This window comes from Streptomyces sp. PKA51, from assembly GCF_057552455.1.
This window is the reverse complement of the sequence record NZ_BAAJPZ010000008.1, coordinates 98,581-120,016: the sequence shown is the minus strand read 5'-3', so window position 1 is coordinate 120,016 and position 21,436 is coordinate 98,581. Positions and strand designations below refer to the sequence as shown.

The following is a 21,436-nucleotide window of genomic DNA, read 5'->3' as shown; positions in this document are numbered from 1 at the left end:
CTCGGGTCTCCTTCACGAGTCGGATGAGGGTCGGACGAGAGGGGGTTCGGTGAGGGTCAGCGTGCCGTCGACGAGGCCGGCGGCGGTCAGGGTGGTCAGGTCGTCGAGGGCCGCCGCGTGCTGGCGCAGCAGGGCTGTTCGGCGGGCGATGTCGGCCAGGAGCGCGTCGTAGCGCTCGGCCTCGTCGCTGGGGAGGTCGGGGATGAGGAGGTCTTCTATGCGGCGGGCGGAGCGGACCGCGCCGCTCACCCGCCGGTGTTCGGTGGCCGCCGAGCGCAGGAGCGCCGCCAGGGCGCGGGGCCTTACGGGATGCTCGGCGTCGGACCGTGCGCGCAGGACGCGGGCGGGGAAGGCCACCACCGACAGGCCCTCGTCGTCGACGTACGCGCCGAAGCTCGGGGTGGCGGTGACGACGATGTCGCCGGGTTCGGTGAAGTAGGCGTGCTCGTAGGTGGTGTGGAGTACGGCGCGGTCGATGCGGTGGCTGCCGACCGCCGCGCTGCCGGTGATCTCGGCCGGGGTGAGGACCGTGTAGTGGCCCGCGCCGCCGGTGAGGAGGTGTTCGGCGGCGATGCGGTGGCCGGGCAGTCGGCGCAGGCGGCGGTCCTTGAGCAGGCGGGCCACGGTGGTGCGGCGGGCCGGCTGGTCGTCGGGGCGCAGGACGGCGTTGGCGCGGATCGTGGGCGCGTGGTCGAGGGCGCTGCGGGTGGCGTCGATCAGCTGCTGGAGGCGGAGTTCGGTCTCGGAGATGCGGGCCGGGCGTTCGACGACGGTGCGGGTGTAGCGGTCGGCGTGCGGGCGGTGCTGTGGGGTGAACGCGGCACCGGGTGCGCTGGTCAGCGCGGTGGCCCGGACGACGGCGGCGTGGCGCGGTTCGTGGCGGCTGTCCGTCCGCCAGCCGGCGTCGCGGAAGATGTCGATGTCCTCGGCCAGCGCGTCCAGGGTCTGCGGGGTGAGGGGGCGTGAGGAGAGGTCGGCGAGGAGGATCTGGCCGGTGCGCTTGTCTTCGGGGGTGCGGTGCAGGAGCCAGATCGCGGTGCGGTGGGCCGGGCGGAAGGGGAGTACGCCTTCGGGGAGGCTGATCGCGGCCTTGAGGAGGTGCTGTTCCAGGAATTCCCGGCGCAGACGGTCCGCTTCCCCGCGGGCGGGCAGGGGCCGGACGAGCGCGTCGGCGGGTCCCAGGACGACGGCGGTGCGGTCCTCGGCGAGGAGGTCGGTGAGGTCCTGCAGGCTCTGCAGGACGGCGAGCGGGCTGCGGGTCTCGGCCGCCTCATAGGGCAGGCAGCAGGCGATGACGTGCGGGTTTCCCCAGTCTTCCGTGGCCAGTTCCTCGCCGTCGGCAAGGTCCATCTCGAATTCCTGGACCCCCTGTGCCATGAGGCGGCGGCGGGCGAGCCGGGCCAGGTCCGGCATCGGGTCCGCGGAGAGAAAGAAGGGTGAGTCCTCGGCGTCGGACACGGATTCGTGCAGGGCGACCAGCAGGTCGCCGCTGCGGGGATGCAGGACGGCGGCCGTCGCTCCTTCCTCGCGCTCGTTCAGTCGCGCGAGGCCGGTCAGGCGGGCCATCGTGCGGCTCACCAGCGGAATCGGTTCATCGGCGACGAGGTCGTCGCAACCCAGGCGGCGGCGCGCGTCCATGACCCGTTCGAGCGCTTCGGCCGGGGTGTAGGCAGCCTCGGTGAGCTGGTCGGCGAGCACGGCGAGCAGGGGGCCCTGACGGTCGGCGTCCGGCAGGTCGCGCAGCTCTCTTTGGAGGAAGGTGTCGTCGAAGTCGGTCTCTGCGGCACGCTCCAGGATCGCCTGCCAGGGCAGGTCGGCAAGGGGTTCGTCGAGGAGCTGGCGCAGGCAGAGCAGCGCCGTCACCGTGTCGACCAGCGCGCGAGCGGGCATCGCGCGCCGCCAGGCGGACAGGGTGTGGAGCACCAGCTCCGCCCGGATCTGGCCGGCGTCGGCATTGCCGCGGCCAGTGGACAGAAGCCATTCGGCGACTTCACGGCCGTCGAAGAGCGGGCTGGCTCCCTCGTACGCGATGGGCTCGGGGAAATCCGCGTGTCGGCGGGCCCAGGTGGTGACGACGGGACGTTGGACCTGGGCCAAGGTCCCGATTTCGGCGTAACTGATCCGCCAGGAGATCTCCTCGGGCAGGATGGGATCGGTTGCTTCACGTGCGCCAGCCATGCGGTTCCGCTCCCTTCGTGACGACTGCCTCGTGCTCTCGGTCGAGAACGTTTCTCCCAGGGGGCACCTCACACGCTACAGCCGGTCGGGCTCTCATCTTCGCCAGCGGTTGATAACCAGGGTTATCAGGTTCTAGAACAATTTCACCTCCAATCTTCTGCCACTGTCGTCACCATCACCCCGGCACCACCCGCCGGGACGCCAGCCCCATCCGAGTCCGACCGCATCGGCGTCCTCATCGCCGCACCTCTGCTCCCTTGCCGGGCACTCACCCCTGTCCGCCTCGACACCACCCGTCCCGTAAGGCCGCTCGTGTTACCAAACCGCACCGCAACCTCGCCCCAGGAGACCTCTGTGTCCAGCACCGCGTCGAAGCGCACCCTGTACCGCCTGACCCACGTCAAGGCGACCCCTGAGTCGATGCTCGAAGCCCTCGACGTCGACGCCCTCGACACCCTGGACGCGGTCGTGCGCGACGTCAGCGATCACATGGGAGTTCCCGCCCTCGCGGTGTCCTTCGCCGTAGCGAAGGAGGAAGCCGCCTGGGGCAAGGACATCCTCCGGCTCACCGACGGGTCGGACCTGCTGCAGAGCGAGCAGCGCACCGGCGCACTGCTCATGCTCGCCGTCGATGGCGCGGTGTACGCGATCGGCTTCGACCAGGGGTACCGGCTTCTCCCCACCCAGCTCAAGGACGCGCGCTTCGGTCTGTCCTTCGGTATCCGCGCCATCAACCCGCGTCAGGTGCGGGACTTCACTGCCAGCGTCCTCGGCCAGGCGCGCATCGACAGTTCTCTGATCCATGCCGGCGCCTCCGTACCGGCACTCGGCCTCCGGGACCACGGGCGGATCATCCGCCACCTCGGCGGCTACCTCGACGAAGTCGACCTCACCGCAGGGAGCGGCACCAGTAACGGGGCCATGACCGCGGAAGGCGGCATCGGTCTCCGTATCAAACTCGGCACCACCCCCGCCACACTGATCAAGGACATCCGCGCCATCGCCGCGATCTGCGAGCACGTCGTTCCCCACCCCGACCTGGCCTTCGTCGAGCACATCACCGCGGTCAAGGACCCTTCCCTCATCGACGCGCTCGACGCGGAACTGGACGCCACGCTCGGCCGTCCCGCAGACGGCCGGATCATCACCGCCGTCCCCTTCTCCCAGAGCACCGACCTGCCCCGGTCCACCGCCTGCACCATCAAGATCGGGTCCTGCCCGCCCCACCTCCGGGACGAGTTCAGTCTCGACTACGTCCTGGAGCGGGCCCGTGTGATCAAGGCAGGCGCCCGCGTCACGGCGCTCCGGCAGGGCACCGTCGAACTGTTTCGTGACACGCTCTCCGCACGGACCGCGCTCGCCCCGCGCACCGCCTCCCTGGAAGCCCTGTCCAAGGAAACCGCCATGAAGTGGATCGAGGCCACTTTCTCCCTCGGCTCCCGCACGTTCTGTCTGCTCGACGGTGAGTGGTACGAGCTCGGGGCGGGCTACCTGCGCAACGTCAACGAGACCGTGGCTCCCTTGTTCCCCGACGCGCCCTCCGTCGATCTCCCCCGCTGGCCGCTCGTCGAGAAGCTCAACAAGAAGGGTATGCGCGTGATGCGTCCCGTAGACGAAGGCGACTACAACAAGCTGGCCGCCCAGGCCCGTCGCGGCTGGGTCTGCCTGGACAAGAAGAATGTCCACAACCCCTTTCGGGCAAGCAACTCCGTCGAGATCTGCGACCTGTTCACCGAGGACGACACTCTTGTCCTCGTGAAGCCCGCGCACTCCTCAAGCCCGCTGAGTCACCTGTTCAGCCAGGCGCGCGTCTCCGTTGAGCTCCTGTTCGAGAACGCGGCCGTACGCGCGGAGTTCGCCCGGTCCGTACACGTCAACAGCGATCCGGCCCGCAGCATCCCCGAGGACTTCACCCCGCGCCGCGTCGTCTTCGCGATCCTTCTGAAGGACGGAGCCAAGCTCACGCCGGACTCCCTCTTCCCGTTCTCCGCCATCACCCTGGCCCAGACCGCGAAAGCCCTCGCCGCTCGCGGCGTGACCGTCGAAGTCATCAGCGTCGAAAGCGAGTCGGCCCAGTCCGCCATGCTCGACGAGGCTGCATAGCCGCCCGGGCCCGCTCACCACGTGCAGCGCTCCCGGAGCCTGGCCGAATCCGCTTCCCCTTGAGCGCACCCCTACCTGCGAGCGGCCGACGCTCCCACTCATGTGCCGCATCACCGCCGTCAAGGAGTACTGGAATGAGCTGGCTCACTGGGACATGGACGCCCCGGAGACGAAAGCCGAGGCACTGACGCCTCCTGAAGCTGATCGACCACGACCCACGGCCCTGACCGGCTGAGGCGCCCCCGGCCGGGCCTGCCGTCAGGCTTCCGGCTCAGGGCTGTCGAGGCCGAGTTCGATCACCGCGAGTGCACGAGTGGGGCCCTGACCCCGGATTTTGGACACCGGAGAAACTTGGGTCTTGATGCTCCAGGAGAACGGAGTCCCTGTGGGGATGAAGCACTACCCCGCCGAGTCCAAGACGGACGCGATTCGCGTTGTACCGGTCGAGGCCGGGCTCGACGATCAAGTCCGTCGCCGGCGATCTCGGAGTGAACACCGAGACGCTGAGGAACTGGATCCGGGCTGCCGATGGACGTCGGGTCGGTGCCCATTCCTCGCCGCTGGCCGTCGTCCCGGGCAGTAGTGACGCCGTCGAGGCGGAGCTGCCCGCTGCCCGCTGCCCGCAAGAGGATCCGTGAGCTGGAGGAAGAACCCCCGCTCCTACTGAGCCGGACTAAGGGAAATCACACCGCCACGAGCCGGACCCGCTCGCCGCACAGCTTGGCCATGTCGTCAATATCGGAAGTCAGCATGACCACGGGGCGGTGCTGTCGCAGCGCGGCCTCGGCGACGGCCGCATCGATCGCGTACTTGTGTCCGTGCAATCCGGCATTCATCAGCAACTTCGAGGCAGCCCTCGCCTCCTCGTCACCGACCGGGACGACCCGCAGCCCGGAAAGCACCCAGTTCAGGCGTGACTTGTTCGTACGGGCGTGGACGGCCTCGATGATGGTGAGCGCACTGATCACGACCTCCATGCCACGCGAGCGCGCCTCAGCGATCAGAGCCACCACCTGTTCTTCGTCAGCGAGCAGCTTCGAGAGTCCCTCGCTGTCGAGGACGAGCGTCCCCTCGTGACTCAGCCTGCGGCGGGCCACTCGGCCTCCTCGGCGAACACCTCGTCGAAGACCTGCCGCGCCCGCTGACGAGCTGGCTCGGAGACGGGCCCCTTGCGGCTCTCGTAGTCCGCCAGGTACTCGTCCAGGACCTGTCCGCGCAGCTCACGCTCGACCGCCTCGGCGATGAACGCGGAGAACTCCCGCTTGCCCACGCGAGCCCGGATCGCCTCCGCGGTCCCCTCCGGCAGCGACAAGCTCACCCGCGTCGCTGGCCCTTCCCCGATGCTGTACGTCGCCTCAGCCATACCCCCGATTGTGTCAAACGAGTAGGAAAAGCGCCACGTCTGCACTACCTTCACAGCTCGGTCAGCGCCCCGCTCACGCAAATCCCAGCACGGGCACCCCTATCCCATCCCAGCACGATCCCAGCACGGTAGGGATGAGCAGGGGTGATGACAGGTGACGAAGGGCCAGCTATCCCAGCACCATCCCAGCACGGGAAAAAAATAAAGGGCCCGACTCGGGAGAGTCGGACCCTCTCTGACCTGCACGTTTGCCAGATCAGCGACGTGGTGGTAAGTCGCCCACTACACGTTGAAGCGGAACTCCACCACGTCGCCGTCCGCCATCACGTAGTCCTTGCCCTCCATGCGGGCCTTGCCCGCGGCGCGGGCCTCGGCTACGGAGCCGGTGGCGACGAGGTCCTCGAAGGAGATGACCTCGGCCTTGATGAAGCCCTTCTGGAAGTCGGTGTGGATCACACCGGCGGCCTCGGGGGCCGTCGCGCCCTTCTTGATCGTCCAGGCGCGGGACTCCTTGGGGCCGGCCGTCAGGTAGGTCTGCAGGCCGAGGGTGTCGAAGCCGACGCGGGCCAGGGTGGCAAGGCCGGGCTCCTCGGCGCCGACGGACTGCAGGAGCTCCATGGCGTCCTCCTCGTCCAGCTCGGCGAGGTCGGCCTCCAGCTTGGCGTTGAGGAAGATGGCCTCGGCGGGGGCGACCAGGGCGCGCTGCTCGTCCTTGAAGGCCTCGTCGGTCAGCTCGTCCTCGTCGACGTTGAAGACGTAGAGGAAGGGCTTGGTGGTCAGCAGGTGGAGGTCGTGCAGGAGCTCGGCCTTCTCGGAGCCCTGGACGATGCCGGCCGAGAAGAGGGTGGTGCCCTCCTCCAGGATGGCCTTGGCCGCCTCGACCGCCGCGACCTTGGGCGCGACGTCCTTCTTGATCCGCATTTCCTTCTGCAGGCGCGGCAGAACCTTCTCGATGGTCTGCAGGTCCGCGAGGATCAGCTCGGTGTTGATGGTCTCGATGTCGTCCTTGGGCGAGACCTTGCCGTCGACGTGGACGACGTTCTCGTCCTTGAAGGCGCGGATGACCTGGCAGATGGCGTCCGACTCGCGGATGTTCGCCAGGAACTTGTTGCCCAGGCCCTCGCCCTCGCTGGCGCCGCGCACGATGCCGGCGATGTCGACGAAGTCGACGGTGGCGGGCAGGATGCGCTGGGAGCCGAAGATCTCGGCCAGCTTGGTCAGGCGGGCGTCCGGCACGCCCACGACGCCGACGTTGGGCTCGATGGTGGCGAACGGGTAGTTGGCCGCCAGGACGTCGTTCTTGGTCAGGGCGTTGAACAGGGTCGACTTGCCGACATTCGGCAGACCGACGATTCCGATCGTGAGCGACACGTGGCGACTTCCCGTGGGTTCCGTAGGGACGAGGGGCGCGCGCCCCGTGACGCGGCCGGTCCCCCAGTCTACGGGGCGGTGGCGCACACCGGCCCCTGACGGATGATCCCTCGAACACACGCCCAAGGTGGTGCAAACGGCGTGTCCCGCCCCGGATTCCGCTCGGGGGCCTGCCTAGTTTGGTCGCGTGGAGCAACCCAGCACGCGCACCCCCCAGCGGGGGCCCCGTCGTGGATCCCCCGTGCCCCGCCCCTCCGCCCCCGTGGGACAGCGCCACGGCGCCGCCCGCGAGCACGAGCGGCACTCCGGGCCCGGCCCGCGCCCGGTCCTGCGGCGGCTGCCCGCCGCCCGGCTGACCGGGCTGGGCAGCGGGCTGCTGACGACGCTGGCCATGCTGGCCGCCGGTTATCTGGATTCGCTGGTGGGCGGCTCGCCCCGGCTGTACGGCGGGTGCTTCCTGCTGGCCGCCGCGGCCTGCGCCCTGTGGGTGCGCCCGGTGGACCTGATGACCGCCCCGGTGAGCGTGCCCATCGCCTACGCGGTGGGGGCGATCCCGCTCAGCGACGCCTCGGGCGGCTTCGTGGGACGGGTGATGAGCCTGGTGACCATGTTGTCGCTGAGCGCGGCCTGGCTCTACAGCGGCACCCTGCTCGCCGGGCTGATCGCGCTCTGCCGCCGGATCGCCCTGATCAGGGTGCGCCGACGGGAACGACGGCAGCGGCGGCAGCAGCCATCGCGGCCCCCACGATCCCCGCGTTGTTCTGCAGACGGGCGGGGACGACCTCGGCGCTGACGCCCTCGATCAGCGGCAGGAACTTCTCCGCCTTGCGGCTGACGCCGCCGCCGATCACGAACAGCTCGGGCGAGAACAGCATCTCCACGTGGGCCAGGTAGCGCCCCACCCGCTTGGCCCAGCGGCCCCAGGTGAGGTCCTCCTCCTCCTTGGCCCGGGTGGAGGCGCGGGTCTCCGCGTCGTGGCCCTGCAGCTCCAGGTGGCCCAGCTCGGTGTTGGGCACCAGCCGGCCGCCCGAGAACAGGGCGCTGCCGATGCCGGTACCGAAGGTCAGGACGACGACCGTGCCCGTACGGCCCTTGCCGGCGCCGTGGGTCATCTCGGCCAGGCCGGCCGCGTCCGCGTCGTTGAGCACCGTCACCGGCACGCCGAGGGCCTCGCCGAGCAGAGCGGCGGCATCCGTGCCGATCCAGCTCTTGTCGACGTTGGCGGCCGTACGCGTCGTGCCGTCCACCACCACGCCGGGGAACGTCACCCCCACCGGCCCGCCCGGCCGGCCGAAGTGCCCGACCACCTGCCGCACGCCCTCGGCCACCGCCTGCGGGGTGGCCGGGTGCGGGGTGAGCACCTTGAAGCGTTCCTGCACGAGCTCCCCGCGGACCGGGTCCACGGGAGCCCCCTTGATGCCCGATCCGCCGATGTCCACGCCGAATGCGTTCATACGAACACGCTACGGCGTGGCGACGGCCGTCACCCCTCGGACGGGGTGTCCTCGGCGGGGGCGACCAGGGTCGCGGCCTCGGCCCGCAGGTCGCGCCGGAGCTCCTTGGGGAGCGAGAAGGTGATCGACTCCTCGGCGGCCTTGATCGTCTCGACGTCCTCGTAGCCGCGCCGGGCGAGCCACTCCAGGACGCCGTCGACGAGGATCTCCGGGACGGAGGCGCCGGAGGTGACGCCGACGGTGTTCACGCCCTCCAGCCACGCCTCGTCGATCTCCTCGGCGAAGTCCACCAGGTGGGCGTCGCGGGCGCCGGCGCCGAGGGCCACCTCGACCAGGCGCTTGGAGTTGGAGGAGTTGCGCGAGCCGACGACGATGACGAGGTCGGCCTCGGCGCCCATCTGCTTCACGGCCAGCTGGCGGTTCTGCGTGGCGTAGCAGATGTCGTCGCTGGGCGGCGACTGCAGCAGCGGGAAGCGCTCCTTGAGCGCGTCGACGGTCTCCATGGTCTCGTCGACCGACAGCGTGGTCTGGGAGAGCCACACGACCTTCTCCGGGTCGCGGATCTCGACGTTCGCCACGTCCTTGGGGCCGTCGACGAGCTGGATGTGCTCGGGGGCCTCGCCGGAGGTGCCGATGACCTCCTCGTGGCCCTCGTGGCCGATCAGGAGGATGTCGTAGTCCTCCTTGGCGAAGCGGACGGCCTCCTTGTGCACCTTGGTCACCAGGGGGCACGTGGCGTCGATGGTGGCCAGCTTGCCGCGCGCGGCCTCCTCGTGGACGGTCGGGGCCACGCCGTGCGCCGAGAAGATGACGATGTTGCCCTCGGGCACCTCGAACGTCTCGTCGACGAAGATCGCACCCTTCTTCTCCAGCGTCTTGACGACGTACTTGTTGTGCACGATCTCGTGCCGCACGTAGACGGGCGCGCCGTACTGCTCGAGGGCCTTCTCGACGGCGATGACGGCACGGTCCACGCCCGCGCAGTAGCCACGGGGGGCTGCGAGCAGGACCTTGCGGGCGGAGGTGGCAGTCATGCGGTCCATCGTACGGGCCCCCACCCACCGGCGTGCCCCGCCCGGCCGCCCGCCGGCCGCACCGAATACTGACCCCATGGCCCCTCGCTCCGCCCCGCGTGCCGCCGTGCCGCCGCCGCACGGGGACGAGTCGCTGCGCCGGTCCCTGTCCTTCCGCGACCTGGTCGTCTACGGGCTGCTGTTCATCGCGCCCATGGCGCCGGTCGGCGTCTTCGGCACGCTGTCGGCCAAGTCCCACGGCGCGGTGGCGCTGGTCTACCTCGTCGCGACCCTGGCCATGGCCTTCACGGCGCACTCGTACGCCCGCATGGTGCGGGTCGCCCCGCAGGCCGGCTCGGTGTACGCGTACGCCCGGCTCGGGCTCGGCGAGGGGCCCGGCTTCGTGGCCGGCTGGATGGCGATGCTCGACTACCTGCTCATCCCCGCCGTCGCCTATCTCTTCTCCGGCATCGCCCTGCACGCCCTTCTGCCCGCGGTCGCGCAGTGGGCGTGGACGGCGATCGCCGTCGCGGTGACCACCGGGCTCAACCTGTGGGGCGTCCGCACGGCGGCCCGCGTGGGCCTGCTGGTCCTGGCCATGGAGATCGCCGTCCTCGCCGTCTTCGTGGCGGCCGCCGCGGTCGCCCTGGCGCAGGGCGGGGCGCGCCGCGACTGGCTCGCGCCGCTCACGGGGGAGGGCGCCTTCGATGCGGGCGCCGTGCTGACGGCCGTGTCGGTGGCGGTGCTCTCGTACCTGGGCTTCGACGCGATCGCCACCTTCGCGGAAGAGGCCGCGGGCGGCTCGCACAAGGTCGCCCGGGCCGTGCTCACGTGCCTGGCAGTCGCGGGCGTGCTCTTCGTCGTCCAGACCTACCTGGCCGCCCTGCTGGCCCCCGTCCCGCCCGCCGAACTGGCGGCACGGCCGGCCCGGCAGGGAGCGGCCTTCTACGACACGGTCGACGCGGCCACGGGCACGTGGCTGCACCACCTGGTGGCGGCGAGCAAGGCTCTCGGCGCGGCGTTCGCCGCCCTGGCCGGGCAGGCGGCGGCCGGGCGCCTGCTGTACGCGATGGCGCGCGACCGGCGCCTGCCCCGGGCGCTGGCGAAGGTGGACGGCGGTTCGGGCGTCCCCCGGCGGGCGCTGCTGGGCGCGGCCGCGGTCACGCTGATCGCGGCGGTGTGGGCGGCGTGGCGCCCGGACGGCCTCGACCGGCTGGTGTCCGTGGTCAACGTGGGCGCGCTGTGCGCGTTCGCGCTGCTGCACCTGTCGGTCCTGGCGTGGTTCCGGGGACGGGGGGCGGTGGTGCCGGTGTGCGGGCTGGGGGTGGTGCTGGCGGTGCTGGCGAACGCGGCGTCGACGGCACAACTTGTCGGCGTGGCCTGGCTCGCGGTGGGCCTCGTGGTGCTGGCCCTCCAGTGGCGCTCGGCGCCGGGGTGAGGGCACCGTCCGGCCGGCGGGACCGGGGCCCGGCCCGCCGCAGGCGCACCACCCGCGACCCGCACCCCTGTCAGCCCTCCCCACTACGCTCGCCCCATGGCTGTGCACACCTCCCCCGACGCCCCGCTCCCCGTCGGCCAGGTCAGTCGCCTCATCGGCGGGTGGATCGACCGGCTGGGCGCCATCTGGGTCGAGGGGCAGATCACCCAGCTCTCCCGGCGTCCGGGCGCCGGCGTGGTGTTCCTGACGCTGCGCGACCCCTCGCACGACATCTCGCTGACCGTCACCTGTTACCGGGCCGTCTTCGACCGGGTCGCGGACGTCGTCTCCGAGGGCGCCCGGGTGGTCGTGCACGCGAAGCCGGAGTGGTACGCCCCGCGGGGGCAGCTGTCGCTGCGGGCGGCGGAGATCCGTCCGGTGGGGGTGGGCGAGCTGCTGGCGCGGTTGGAGCAGCTGAAGAAGTCCCTGGCCGCGGAGGGTCTGTTCGCGCCCGAGCGCAAGCGGCCGCTGCCTTTCCTGCCGCAGCTGATCGGCCTGGTGTGCGGCCGGGCGTCCGCCGCCGAGCGGGACGTGCTGGAGAACGCGCGGCACCGCTGGCCGGCGGTGCGCTTCGAGGTGCGCAACGTGCCGGTGCAGGGGGTGCACGCCGTGCCCGCCGTGGTCGAGGCCGTGCGGGAGCTGGACGCGCACGCCGAGGTGGACGTGATCGTCGTGGCGCGCGGTGGCGGCAGCGTGGAGGATCTGCTGCCGTTCTCGGACGAGGAGCTCGTGCGGGCGGTGGCCGCCTGCCGTACGCCGGTGGTGTCGGCCATCGGCCACGAGCCGGACACGCCGCTGCTGGACCTGGTGGCCGACCTGCGGGCCTCGACGCCCACGGACGCGGCGAAGCGCGTGGTGCCCGACGTGGGCGAGGAGCTGGCGCGGGTGCGTCAGCTGCGGGAGAGGGCGCTGCGCTGTGTGACGGCGCACCTGGACCGGGAGGAGCGGGGGCTGGCGGCGGCGCGGGCGCGGCCGTGCATGGAGCGGCCGCAGCGGATGGTGGAGGAGCGTGCGGAGCAGGTGGACGCGCTGACGGCGCGGGCCCGGCGCACGCTGGGCCACCTGCTGGACCGGGCGGAGTCGGAGCTGGGGCACACCCGGGCCCGGGTGGTGGCGCTCTCGCCGGCGGCGACGCTGCGCCGGGGGTACGCGGTGCTGCAGCGTGCGGACGGGCACGTGGTGCGCTCGCCGGAGGAAGTGGCGCCGCAGGAGCGGCTGCGGGCACGGGTGGCGGAGGGCGAGTTCGCGGTGGAGGCCGTGGCGGGGGCCGACGCGCCTGCGGCCGCGGGGCCGGGCGCTGTCGTACCCCCCGCATAGGCTGGTGGGCATGGCGACGACGACTGGTGCCGGTGGGGCCGTGGACGATCTCGATGCGCTGGGCTACGAGCAGGCGCGCGACGAGCTGATCGAGGTGGTGCGCCGGCTGGAGGCGGGCGGCACGACGCTGGAGGAGTCGCTGGCCCTGTGGGAGCGGGGCGAGGCGCTGGCGAAGGTGTGCCGGCGCTGGCTGGAGGGGGCGCGGGCGCGGCTGGACGCGGCGCTGGCGCAGGAGGAGGCGGCCGAGGCGGCGGAGGAGCCGGCGGAGTCCGACTGACGTATGCGCGCATGGCGATGTGACCCGGGTCTCACCAGCTCCCGAGTTAGTTGAAAATTCATCTATCTCGGCGTACGTTGGGCGAGTCGGCAAAGCCGCACTCCGTACCGCTTTTGGAAGGTTGCACCGCCATGACCCTCGCCCTCGACGCCGCCGCCCAGGACCTGCTGTTCCGCGAGGCCCACACCGCCAACACCTTCACCGACGAGCCGGTGACCGACGAGCAGCTGCAGGCCGTCTACGACCTGATCAAGCTCGCCCCCACCGCCTTCAACCAGTCGCCGCTGCGCATCGTGCTGGTCCGCTCGGCCGAGGCCCGCGAGCGCCTGGTGCCGCTGATGGCCGAGGGCAACCAGGCCAAGACCGCGGCCGCGCCGCTGGTGGCCATCCTCGCCGCGGACAACGAGTTCCACGAGGAGCTGCCGGCCCTGCTGCCGCACTTCCCGCAGGCCAAGGAGCTGTTCTTCAGCGAGCGCCCGGTCCGCGAGCAGTCCGCCGCGATGAACGGCGCCCTGCAGGCCGCGTACTTCATCCTCGGCATCCGCGCCGCCGGCCTGGCCGCCGGCCCGATGACCGGCTTCGACTTCGCGGCCGTGCAGAAGGAGTTCCTGGACGACGACCACACGCCGCTGATGATCGTCAACATCGGCAAGCCGGGCGCGGACGCCTTCTACCCGCGCTCCCCGCGCCTGTCCTACGAGCAGGCCGTCACCACCGTCTGACGCTCCTGCAGTCAGCAGCTCCTTCCGGCCGCCGTGCGCGCGCCCCGGGTCAGCCCTTGGCCTTCCCGGTGCGCAGCGCGGCGGCCATTTCCATGAGCCGCTCCTGCGGGGCGCTGCCGGTCACCACGGTGGTCACGCCCGGCTCCTCGCGCACCAGCGCGTTGTACTTCGGCCCCTCGTAGCGCTGCCAGACCACGTCGCCGATCTTCTCGGTGCGGCCGGTCCTCTCGGCGCGCTGCGTCACCTCGTCGACGAAGGCCGGGGCCGGGCCGTCGCTCTGCTCGACCGCCACGTACTTGCGCTGCGGGTCGAGGAAGCCCAGGTGCCACGCGGAGCCCTGCTTGCCGCCCGCCTTGTACGACACGGACGTCGCCCGCCAGCCCTCGCCCAGGCCCTCGGGGGCGGCCACCGGGTAGGGCGCGGCGCGGCGCGCGGTGTCGAGCTCGACGCGGTAGCCGATGGTGCGCACCGGGTCGCCGCTCTCGTCGTGCGGGATGAAGAGGTAACTGAGTACGGCCACCGGGATCACCACTGCCAGCGACAGCACCATGTTCCGGATGGTCTGGGTCTTGCCGTTCCTACCTGCCACGCCCCCATCGTCCCCCATGCCGCGAGGGATCTTGACGCCGACCTGACTGCTCAAACGTGGGGCGCCCTGCTCACTTAGGCAATCAACCGATAAAGTCATGACACCCTCACCCTCCCGGCCCACCCGTGGCCCGGGAGGAGCCCCACGGCCGCCGCCGTACAGAGCCGCCGTACAGAAAGGTGCGCCCCGATGTCCGATCACCACCTGCCCTCCCAGCTCGAGGTCAGTCCGGAGGCACCCGACCGCAACCTCGCGCTGGAGCTCGTCCGTGTCACCGAGGCCGGTGCCATGGCCTCGGGCCGCTGGGTGGGCCGCGGTGACAAGAACGGCGCCGACGGCGCGGCCGTCCGGGCCATGCGCGCGCTGATCCACACCGTCTCCATGAACGGCGTCGTGGTCATCGGCGAGGGCGAGAAGGACAACGCCCCGATGCTCTACAACGGCGAGCGGGTCGGCGACGGCACCGGCGCCGAGTGCGACGTGGCCGTGGACCCGGTCGACGGCACCACGCTGACCGCCAAGGGCATGGCCAACGCGGTCTCCGTGCTGGCCGTCGCCGAGCGGGGCACGATGTTCGACCCGTCCGCGGTCTTCTACATGGACAAGCTGGTGACGGGCCCGGAGGCGGCCGACTTCGTCGACATCGACGCGCCCGTCGCGGTGAACATCCGCCGCATCGCCAAGGCCAAGCGCTCCTCCGTCGAGGACGTCACGGTCGTCGTCCTGGACCGCCCCCGGCACGAGGGCCTGGTCAAGGAGATCCGCGAGGCCGGCGCCCGCATCAAGTTCATCTCCGACGGCGACGTGGCCGGCGCGATCATGGCGGCCCGCGAGGGCACCGGCGTCGACCTGCTGCTCGGTGTCGGCGGCACGCCGGAGGGCATCATCGCGGCCTGCGCGATGAAGTGCCTGGGCGGCACGATCCAGGCCAAGCTGTGGCCGAAGGACGCCGAGGAGCGGCAGCGGGCGCTGGACGCCGGTCACGACCTCGACCGCGTCCTGCACACGGACGACCTGGTCAGCGGGGAGAACGTGTTCTTCGTCGCCACCGGCATCACCGACGGCGAGCTGCTGCGCGGCGTGCGCTACCGCTCCGAGACGGCGACCACCCAGTCGCTGGTCATGCGCTCGAAGTCGGGCACGATCCGCCTGATCGACTCCGAGCACCGGCTGTCGAAGCTGCGCGCCTACAGCACCATCGACTTCGAGCGCCCCAGCTGACGCAGCGGCGCTCCCTGCGCACCCAACGGGCCGGGCCCCGCCGTCGAACGGCGGGGCCCGGCCCGTGGTGGAGACGACAGGCGGCCAAAGAGCGCGGCGTCAGCCCGCGGCGGCCACCCGTGCGGCGCGCTGGAGGTCGGCGTCCCGGCGGCGGCGCCGGGCGAGCACGACCCGGCGCTCGGCCGCGGTGAGCCCGCCCCACACCCCGTACGGCTCGGGCTGCAACAGCGCGTGCTCCCGGCACTCGACCATGACCGGGCACCGGGCACAGACGCGCTTGGCGGCCTCCTCGCGGGAAAGCCGGGCAGCGGTGGGTTCCTTTGATGGTGCGAAGAAAAGCCCTGCCTCGTCCCGGCGGCACACCGCCTCCGAATGCCAGGGGCCGGCCTGTTCCCGAGCGGAAATCCGCTGGGACGGAACGGCGGCTTCCTGCAGGGGCTGATGCGGTAGCAGCACGGTCTACTCCTGACGACGGCTTTGCTTGGCCGATTTGAGTCACCTTTGCCCGCCTCGACGCGCACGGCCCTTCGCACCCGCAGCCGTCCGAGAGGCGATGCACCAAGCTTTACCCGCTGTGCGCGAGCTTATTCACACCGTTGCCATGAGCGGAATATCCTCGCCTGCCCCGTCACCCCTCCCGGCTCAGCCGCTTGATCCGCTTGCCCCGCCGGGGCCGCGCCTCCACGCCGCCGAAGAGGGCGAATCCCGTGACGATCACCATCGGCGCGTCCGGGTCGGGGGACTCGTTGGCCCGCACCTCGAAGCCGCCGAAGATGCCGGTTCCGGAGCCGCGCAGGGTCACATTCTCGGGCACCTTGATTTCCACGCCGCCGAAGGCGCACCAGGCGTTGATGACGACCTGCCGGTGCTCGAACAGCGCCTCCGTGAGGTCCACCTCCACACCGCCGAACACCGCGACGGCATTCGTGCGCGCACCCACCCGCCAGCGGCCCTTGCGACTGGCGCCGCCGAAGACGGCGACGAGATTCTCGGCCGGCGCCACGACGGGGCGTACGGAGGCGTCGTACGGGCGCGTGGCGACGGGCCCCGCGGCCGCGGGGGCCCGGGCGGCCTCCCGGCCGCCGGGCAGGTCGTGCACCAGCGGCTCCAGCTCCGCGTGCGTCTTCGCGCCGTAGACCGCGCCGACGCGCTCGGAGTGCTCCTCGGCCGTCAGCCGGCCCTCGGCGAGCGCCTCGCGCAGGATGCCGGCGACCCGGTCGCGGTCGGCGTCGGAGGCGCGCAGCGCGGGCGGTGCGCCCTGTCCGGGCGGTCCGGGCTGCTTGGTGAGCGACACGCGCTCGGGGGATGAGTCGTCCACGTTCCTCAGAGTAGCGATACGCGATAGATCGCGATAGCAGGAGGATCGGCCACCCCCGTGACCGCCCCCGTGACCGCCCCCGCGACCACCAAGTGAGTCCTACCTCACCTGCGTCGGCACCTCCGGGGGTTTTAGGCTGTTTCAGCGCTGCCGAAGACGTCGGCGCACAGCCGTCTGCCGAGTGAGGAATGGCCGCCGCGATGCCCGCGAAGTCAGCGAACTCAGAGTTTGCGTACACCGACCTGCTGCCCCTGGGCGAGGACACCACGCCGTACCGCCTGGTGACCGCCGAGGGCGTGTCCACCTTCGAGGCGGACGGCCGCACCTTCCTCAAGGTCGAGCCGGAGGCGCTGCGCAAGCTCGCCGCCGAGGCCATCCACGACATCCAGCACTTCCTGCGGCCCGCGCACCTCGCGCAGCTGCGGAAGATCATCGACGACCCCGAGGCGTCCGCCAACGACAAGTTCGTCGCGCTGGACCTGCTCAAGAACGCCAACATCGCCGCCGCCGGCGTCCTGCCCATGTGCCAGGACACCGGTACCGCGATCGTCATGGGCAAGCGCGGCCAGAACGTGCTGACCGAGGGCGAGGACGAGAAGGCCCTCTCCCGCGGCATCTTCGACGCCTACACCGAGCTCAACCTGCGCTACTCGCAGATGGCCCCGCTGACCATGTGGGACGAGAAGAACACCGGCTCCAACCTGCCGGCGCAGATCGAGCTGTACGCCACCGACGGCGGCGCCTACAAGTTCCTCTTCATGGCCAAGGGCGGCGGCTCGGCCAACAAGTCCTTCCTCTACCAGGAGACGAAGGCCGTGCTCAACGAGGCGAGCATGATGAAGTTCCTGGAGGAGAAGATCCGCTCGCTGGGCACGGCCGCCTGCCCGCCGTACCACCTGGCGATCGTCGTCGGCGGCACCAGCGCCGAGTACGCGCTGAAGACCGCGAAGTACGCCTCCGCGCACTACCTCGACGAGCTGCCGGAGGAGGGCTCCCCGCTCGGCCACGGCTTCCGCGACAAGGAGCTGGAGGAGAAGGTCTTCGAGCTCACGCAGAAGATCGGCATCGGCGCCCAGTTCGGCGGCAAGTACTTCTGCCACGACGTCCGCGTCGTGCGCCTGCCGCGCCACGGCGCGTCCTGCCCGGTGGCCATCGCGGTCTCCTGCTCCGCCGACCGCCAGGCCGTCGCGAAGATCACCGCCGAGGGCGTCTTCCTGGAGCAGCTGGAGACCGACCCGGCGCGCTTCCTGCCCGACACCACCGAGGAGCAGCTGGCCGAGGAGGGCGACGTCGTGCGCATCGACCTCAACCGGCCGATGGACGAGATCCTCGCCGAGCTCACCAAGTACCCCGTCAAGACCCGGCTCTCGCTGACCGGCCCGCTGGTCGTCGCGCGCGACATCGCCCACGCGAAGATCAAGGAGCGGCTGGACGCGGGCGAGGAGATGCCGCAGTACCTTCGCGACCACCCGGTCTACTACGCGGGCCCGGCCAAGACCCCCGAGGGCTACGCCTCGGGCTCCTTCGGCCCGACGACGGCCGGCCGCATGGACTCCTACGTCGAGCAGTTCCAGGCCGCGGGCGGCTCGAAGATCATGCTCGCCAAGGGCAACCGCAGCAAGCAGGTCACCGACGCGTGCGCCGCCCACGGCGGCTTCTACCTCGGCTCGATCGGCGGCCCGGCGGCGCGCCTGGCGCAGGACTGCATCAAGAAGGTCGAGGTCGTCGAGTACGAGGAGCTCGGCATGGAGGCGGTCTGGAAGATCGAGGTCGAGGACTTCCCGGCGTTCATCGTCGTGGACGACAAGGGCAACGACTTCTTCACGGACCCGGCGCCGGCCCCGACGTTCATGACGATCCCGGTGCGCAAGTAGTCACCGGCGGGGGTCCGGGGGCCAGGCCCCGGACCCCCGCATCACGCGGGGTTACGCGAAGCGCTGCGCGCCCGAGCCGTCGCACTTCTGCAGGCGCACCGGCTCCTTCGCGCCCGCCAGCGTCAGGCACAGGTCCTGCGCCGCCGTCGGGCGGAACGTCGAGCCCGCCCGCACGAACTGCTGGTTCGCACCACCGTGGCAGTTCCACAGGGTCACCGCCGCCCCGGCCGTGTACCGGCCGCCGGGGACGTCCACGCACCGGTCGTGCGTGAGTGCCGTGTGCAGGGAGCCGCGCCCGGCGTCGTACCACCACTGCTGGTTGCGGGCTCCGGTCGTGCAGGGCCAGCCGCCCACCGCGGTGCCGTCGGCGCTGGCGGCGCCGTACGCGTCCACGCAGGTGCCCGCCGCTTCGCCGCGCAGCGGCCGGTACGCGTCGTCCCACGCGCCCGCGTACAGCTGCGGCGTGCCCGTGCTGGCGGGGTCGGCGCAGCCGGCCTCGCGGTGGCCGGACGTGTACAGCTGGGTGAGGCAGGACGCGAAGGCGCCGTGGCCGCGCCGGTTGGGGTGGAAGGACTGCCGTACGGAGTTGGCGTCCGGCGGGAAGGGGTTGGACAGCTCGATCCACAGCCCGCGCGCCCAGGGGTCCTCCATGCACACCTCGTGCCCGTGGAAGAGGCGGGAGTTGTCGAGGAAGTACACGCCGGTGTCCCGGGCGACCTGGCGCATGCCGCGTTCGAAGGCGGGCACCGCGTGGTTGCGGCCCCAGGCGGCGTCGGAGGTGTGGCCGACGCAGCCGCCGGGGATCTTGCCGGGGAAGTCGGGGTTGTCCTCGATGTCGGGCCCGATGGGGCTGGGGTAGCCCATGACGACGAGTTTGTAGTCGCCGTCGGCGTAGCCGGCGTCCGTCATGACCTTGCGCAGGTCCCGTACGGTCGCCTCGACCTTGGGCACCAGGCCGTCGACGCGGGCCTGCCAGCCGGGGGCGTACTTGGGCTCGCAGGGGCCCTGCAGCAGCAGGTAGCGCTCGACGCAGTCGGTCATCACGGGGCCGAACTGCAGGTCGTCGTTGGCGCCGGCGACCAGGAGCACGAGCTTGACGCGCGTGGTGCGGGCCTTGACGGCCAGGGCGTCGCTCTGGACGAGCTCGTCGGCGTACTGCTTGCTGCCGCCGATGCGGATGTTGACGGTGGAGGCGCCGGAACAGGCCACGTTGTACGTGAGGTCGGCGGGTATGCCGGTGCGGTGGATGGCGGCGTCGGGCGAGCGGTGGCACCAGTTGTCCGGGCCGTCGGTGCCGCTCTCGTACGTCCCGACGCCCTCGCCGGAGATCTCGCTGTCACCCAGGGAGAGCAGCGAGGTCTTGCGCTGGTCCATGGGCCGTTCGGCGGCGTCGCCGTAGAGCTTGACGGACTCCGCCGCGCGGAGCCTTTCGAGGTCGGGGGCGAGGGGGGTGGACGCGGTGGTGGTGCGGGGCGCGGCGGCGGCCGCGGCCGGGCCGCCGACGGACAGTCCGCCGACCGCCGCCGCGAGGGCGGCGAGCGCGGCGAGGGAACATCGCAGGGTGGGTCTGCGTGTCCGGGACATGGAGCCTCCCCGAGTTCTGTTGTTACTCGCGGTATTTAGTAGTCACGAGGGCCTTTTGGGAACACGGGGAACGAGACAAACGCTGGGTTTGTCAGGAGGTAACGACCATGACCGACAGTGGCCAGTTCCGGATCGAGCACGACTCGATGGGGGAGGTCCGCGTTCCCGCCCACGCCAAGTGGCGGGCCCAGACCCAGCGCGCCGTGGAGAACTTCCCCATCAGCGGACAGCGGCTGGAACGCGCCCACATCGAGGCGCTCGGCCGCATCAAGGCGGCGGCCGCGAAGGTCAACGGCGAGCTGGGGGTGCTGGAGGCCGACGTGGCCGCGGCCGTCGCCGAGGCGGCCGGCGAGGTCGCCGAGGGCCGCTGGGACGACCACTTCCCCGTCGACGTCTTCCAGACCGGCTCGGGCACGTCGTCCAACATGAACGTCAACGAGGTCGTCGCCACCCTGGCCACGGAGCGGCTCGGCCGCCCGGTGCACCCCAACGACCACGTCAACGCGAGCCAGTCCTCCAACGACGTCTTCCCCTCCTCGATCCACATCGCCGCCACCGCCGCCGTCACACGGGACCTGATCCCGGCACTGGAGCACCTGGCGGCGGCGCTGGAGCGCAAGGCGACGCAGTTCGCGGACGTCGTCAAGGCCGGGCGCACCCACCTGATGGACGCCACCCCGGTGACCCTGGGGCAGGAGTTCGGCGGGTACGCGGCCCAGGTGCGCCACGGCGTCGAGCGGCTGCGCACCGCGCTGCCGCGCCTGGCCGAACTGCCGCTCGGCGGCACGGCCGTGGGCACCGGCATCAACACCCCGCCCGGCTTCTCGCCGGCCGTCATCGCCGAGGTCGCCCGGGTCACCGGGCTGCCGCTGACCGAGGCGCGCAACCACTTCGAGGCGCAGGGAGCGCGCGACGGCCTGGTGGAGGCCAGCGGGCAGCTGCGCACCGTCGCCGTCGGCCTCACCAAGATCGCCAACGACCTGCGCTGGATGGGCTCCGGCCCGCGCACCGGGCTCGCCGAGATCGCCCTGCCCGACCTGCAACCCGGCTCCTCGATCATGCCCGGCAAGGTCAACCCGGTCGTCTGCGAGGCCGTGCTCATGGTCGCCGCCCAGGTCACCGGCAACGACCTCACCGTCGCCACGGCCGGCGCCGCCGGCAACTTCGAGCTCAACGTGATGCTGCCGGTGATGGCCAGGAACCTCCTGGAGTCGATCCGGCTCCTCGCCAACGCCTCCCGCCTGCTGGCCGACCGCACGGTCGACGGCATCACCGCCAACGCCGAGCGGGCCCGCGAGTACGCCGAGTCCTCCCCGTCCGTCGTCACCCCCCTCAACCGCTACATCGGCTACGAGGAGGCGGCGAAGGTGGCCAAGAAGGCCCTTGCGGAGCGCAGGACGATCCGGCAGGTCGTCCTCGAATCCGGCTACGTCGAGCGCGGACTGCTCACCCTGGAGCAGCTCGACGAGGCCCTCGACGTGCTGCGCATGACCCGCCCCTGAGCCAACGCGCCTGGACCGTACCTTTGCGGCGCAGGTCACGGCACATCGGTGGCCCGGGCACCTAAGATCTGTG

Annotated in this window: 20 protein-coding genes; 10 read left to right on the top strand and 10 right to left on the bottom strand. The window is 71.4% G+C overall.

Annotated elements, in window-relative coordinates:
• Positions 1-12: 12 nt before the first annotated feature.
• On the bottom strand, positions 13-2,178 hold the full coding sequence (locus tag AC27L3_RS14985) for a hypothetical protein (protein ID WP_487234510.1): 2,166 nt from the start codon (positions 2,176-2,178) through the stop codon (positions 13-15).
• A gap of 354 nt (positions 2,179-2,532) precedes the next feature.
• Here AC27L3_RS14985 and AC27L3_RS14980 point away from each other — a divergent pair, with 354 nt between their 5' ends.
• The gene (locus tag AC27L3_RS14980) at positions 2,533-4,281 is read left to right on the top strand and encodes a DUF6119 family protein (RefSeq protein ID WP_487234509.1); all 1,749 of its coding nucleotides are present in this window, start codon (positions 2,533-2,535) and stop codon (positions 4,279-4,281) included.
• A gap of 434 nt (positions 4,282-4,715) precedes the next feature.
• On the top strand, positions 4,716-4,919 hold the full coding sequence (locus AC27L3_RS14975; protein ID WP_487234508.1) for a transposase: 204 nt from the start codon (positions 4,716-4,718) through the stop codon (positions 4,917-4,919).
• 45 nt (positions 4,920-4,964) lie between these two features.
• Here AC27L3_RS14975 and AC27L3_RS14970 read toward each other — a convergent pair whose 3' ends face one another.
• The 3 genes from AC27L3_RS14970 to ychF all read right to left on the bottom strand — a co-directional run bounded on the left by AC27L3_RS14970 (position 4,965) and on the right by ychF (position 7,015).
• The gene (locus tag AC27L3_RS14970; protein WP_037661709.1) at positions 4,965-5,378 is read right to left on the bottom strand and encodes a PIN domain-containing protein; all 414 of its coding nucleotides are present in this window, start codon (positions 5,376-5,378) and stop codon (positions 4,965-4,967) included.
• Positions 5,360-5,644: a hypothetical protein gene (locus AC27L3_RS14965; protein ID WP_028438980.1), complete on the bottom strand. Its 285-nt coding sequence runs from the start codon at positions 5,642-5,644 to the stop codon at positions 5,360-5,362. Before AC27L3_RS14965 ends, AC27L3_RS14970 begins: the two co-directional genes overlap by 19 nt.
• A 282-nt stretch (positions 5,645-5,926) precedes the next feature.
• On the bottom strand, positions 5,927-7,015 hold the full coding sequence (gene ychF / locus AC27L3_RS14960; RefSeq protein ID WP_487234507.1) for a redox-regulated ATPase YchF: 1,089 nt from the start codon (positions 7,013-7,015) through the stop codon (positions 5,927-5,929).
• Between the two features lie 241 nt (positions 7,016-7,256).
• On the opposite strand from ychF, the gene AC27L3_RS14955 reads away from it, so the two are divergent.
• Positions 7,257-7,808 (top strand): DUF6542 domain-containing protein, encoded by a 552-nt coding sequence (locus AC27L3_RS14955; RefSeq protein ID WP_487234506.1) that lies wholly within the window; start codon positions 7,257-7,259, stop codon positions 7,806-7,808.
• Here the strand turns inward: AC27L3_RS14955 and ppgK are convergent.
• Entirely contained in the window at positions 7,705-8,469 is a 765-nt protein-coding gene (gene ppgK / locus AC27L3_RS14950; RefSeq protein ID WP_487234505.1) for a polyphosphate--glucose phosphotransferase, read from the bottom strand. The two genes, AC27L3_RS14955 and ppgK, sit on opposite strands and share 104 nt — an antisense overlap.
• A gap of 29 nt (positions 8,470-8,498) precedes the next feature.
• On the bottom strand, positions 8,499-9,503 hold the full coding sequence (locus tag AC27L3_RS14945; protein ID WP_487234504.1) for a 4-hydroxy-3-methylbut-2-enyl diphosphate reductase: 1,005 nt from the start codon (positions 9,501-9,503) through the stop codon (positions 8,499-8,501).
• A 76-nt stretch (positions 9,504-9,579) separates the two neighbouring features.
• Here AC27L3_RS14945 and AC27L3_RS14940 point away from each other — a divergent pair, with 76 nt between their 5' ends.
• The 4 genes from AC27L3_RS14940 (at position 9,580) to AC27L3_RS14925 (ending at position 13,275) form a co-directional block, all read left to right on the top strand.
• Entirely contained in the window at positions 9,580-10,920 is a 1,341-nt protein-coding gene (locus AC27L3_RS14940; protein ID WP_487234503.1) for an APC family permease, read from the top strand.
• Positions 10,921-11,016: 96 nt separating this feature from the next.
• Entirely contained in the window at positions 11,017-12,276 is a 1,260-nt protein-coding gene (xseA, locus tag AC27L3_RS14935; protein ID WP_487234502.1) for an exodeoxyribonuclease VII large subunit, read from the top strand.
• A 10-nt stretch (positions 12,277-12,286) separates the two neighbouring features.
• Entirely contained in the window at positions 12,287-12,553 is a 267-nt protein-coding gene (locus AC27L3_RS14930) for an exodeoxyribonuclease VII small subunit (RefSeq protein WP_487234501.1), read from the top strand.
• Positions 12,554-12,684: 131 nt separating this feature from the next.
• On the top strand, positions 12,685-13,275 hold the full coding sequence (locus tag AC27L3_RS14925) for a malonic semialdehyde reductase (RefSeq protein ID WP_487234500.1): 591 nt from the start codon (positions 12,685-12,687) through the stop codon (positions 13,273-13,275).
• Positions 13,276-13,324: 49 nt separating this feature from the next.
• Here the strand turns inward: AC27L3_RS14925 and AC27L3_RS14920 are convergent, their stop codons facing one another.
• Positions 13,325-13,864 (bottom strand): DUF4245 domain-containing protein, encoded by a 540-nt coding sequence (locus AC27L3_RS14920; protein ID WP_487234499.1) that lies wholly within the window; start codon positions 13,862-13,864, stop codon positions 13,325-13,327.
• A gap of 189 nt (positions 13,865-14,053) precedes the next feature.
• On the opposite strand from AC27L3_RS14920, the gene glpX reads away from it, so the two are divergent.
• Positions 14,054-15,085 carry a class II fructose-bisphosphatase gene (glpX, locus tag AC27L3_RS14915; protein WP_344436696.1) on the top strand — a complete coding sequence of 344 codons (1,032 nt, stop codon included), beginning with the start codon at positions 14,054-14,056 and terminating at the stop codon, positions 15,083-15,085.
• 99 nt (positions 15,086-15,184) lie between these two features.
• Here glpX and AC27L3_RS14910 read toward each other — a convergent pair whose 3' ends face one another.
• Both AC27L3_RS14910 and AC27L3_RS14905 read right to left on the bottom strand, forming a co-directional pair.
• Complete coding sequence (locus tag AC27L3_RS14910; RefSeq protein WP_344436695.1) at positions 15,185-15,541, bottom strand: WhiB family transcriptional regulator; 357 nt, start codon at positions 15,539-15,541, stop codon at positions 15,185-15,187.
• A gap of 172 nt (positions 15,542-15,713) precedes the next feature.
• The gene (locus tag AC27L3_RS14905) at positions 15,714-16,403 is read right to left on the bottom strand and encodes a DUF1707 SHOCT-like domain-containing protein (protein WP_487234498.1); all 690 of its coding nucleotides are present in this window, start codon (positions 16,401-16,403) and stop codon (positions 15,714-15,716) included.
• 200 nt (positions 16,404-16,603) lie between these two features.
• Between AC27L3_RS14905 and AC27L3_RS14900 the strand changes: the two genes are divergently transcribed.
• Positions 16,604-18,277, top strand: a complete 1,674-nt coding sequence (locus tag AC27L3_RS14900; protein WP_487234497.1) for a fumarate hydratase — start codon at positions 16,604-16,606, stop codon at positions 18,275-18,277.
• Positions 18,278-18,328: 51 nt separating this feature from the next.
• Here AC27L3_RS14900 and AC27L3_RS14895 read toward each other — a convergent pair whose 3' ends face one another.
• Positions 18,329-19,861, bottom strand: a complete 1,533-nt coding sequence (locus tag AC27L3_RS14895) for a ricin-type beta-trefoil lectin domain protein (RefSeq protein WP_487234496.1) — start codon at positions 19,859-19,861, stop codon at positions 18,329-18,331.
• A 107-nt stretch (positions 19,862-19,968) separates the two neighbouring features.
• Between AC27L3_RS14895 and AC27L3_RS14890 the strand changes: the two genes are divergently transcribed.
• On the top strand, positions 19,969-21,363 hold the full coding sequence (locus AC27L3_RS14890; RefSeq protein ID WP_487234495.1) for a class II fumarate hydratase: 1,395 nt from the start codon (positions 19,969-19,971) through the stop codon (positions 21,361-21,363).
• Positions 21,364-21,436: the final 73 nt, after the last annotated feature.

Excerpts from the sequence above, each read along its gene's own strand:
- AC27L3_RS14940 (WP_487234503.1), top strand. The coding sequence starts at position 9,580 with ATGGCCCCTCGCTCCGCCCCGCGTGCCGCCGTGCCGCCGCCGCACGGG.
- AC27L3_RS14925 (WP_487234500.1), top strand. The coding sequence starts at position 12,685 with ATGACCCTCGCCCTCGACGCCGCCGCCCAGGACCTGCTGTTCCGCGAG.
- AC27L3_RS14965 (WP_028438980.1), bottom strand. The coding sequence starts at position 5,644 with ATGGCTGAGGCGACGTACAGCATCGGGGAAGGGCCAGCGACGCGGGTG.
- AC27L3_RS14945 (WP_487234504.1), bottom strand. The coding sequence starts at position 9,503 with ATGACTGCCACCTCCGCCCGCAAGGTCCTGCTCGCAGCCCCCCGTGGC.
- xseA (WP_487234502.1), top strand. The coding sequence starts at position 11,017 with ATGGCTGTGCACACCTCCCCCGACGCCCCGCTCCCCGTCGGCCAGGTC.
- AC27L3_RS14985 (WP_487234510.1), bottom strand. The coding sequence starts at position 2,178 with ATGGCTGGCGCACGTGAAGCAACCGATCCCATCCTGCCCGAGGAGATC.
- AC27L3_RS14890 (WP_487234495.1), top strand. The coding sequence starts at position 19,969 with ATGACCGACAGTGGCCAGTTCCGGATCGAGCACGACTCGATGGGGGAG.
- AC27L3_RS14895 (WP_487234496.1), bottom strand. The coding sequence starts at position 19,861 with ATGTCCCGGACACGCAGACCCACCCTGCGATGTTCCCTCGCCGCGCTC.
- glpX (WP_344436696.1), top strand. The coding sequence starts at position 14,054 with ATGTCCGATCACCACCTGCCCTCCCAGCTCGAGGTCAGTCCGGAGGCA.
- AC27L3_RS14930 (WP_487234501.1), top strand. The coding sequence starts at position 12,287 with ATGGCGACGACGACTGGTGCCGGTGGGGCCGTGGACGATCTCGATGCG.
- ppgK (WP_487234505.1), bottom strand. The coding sequence starts at position 8,469 with ATGAACGCATTCGGCGTGGACATCGGCGGATCGGGCATCAAGGGGGCT.
- AC27L3_RS14900 (WP_487234497.1), top strand. The coding sequence starts at position 16,604 with ATGCCCGCGAAGTCAGCGAACTCAGAGTTTGCGTACACCGACCTGCTG.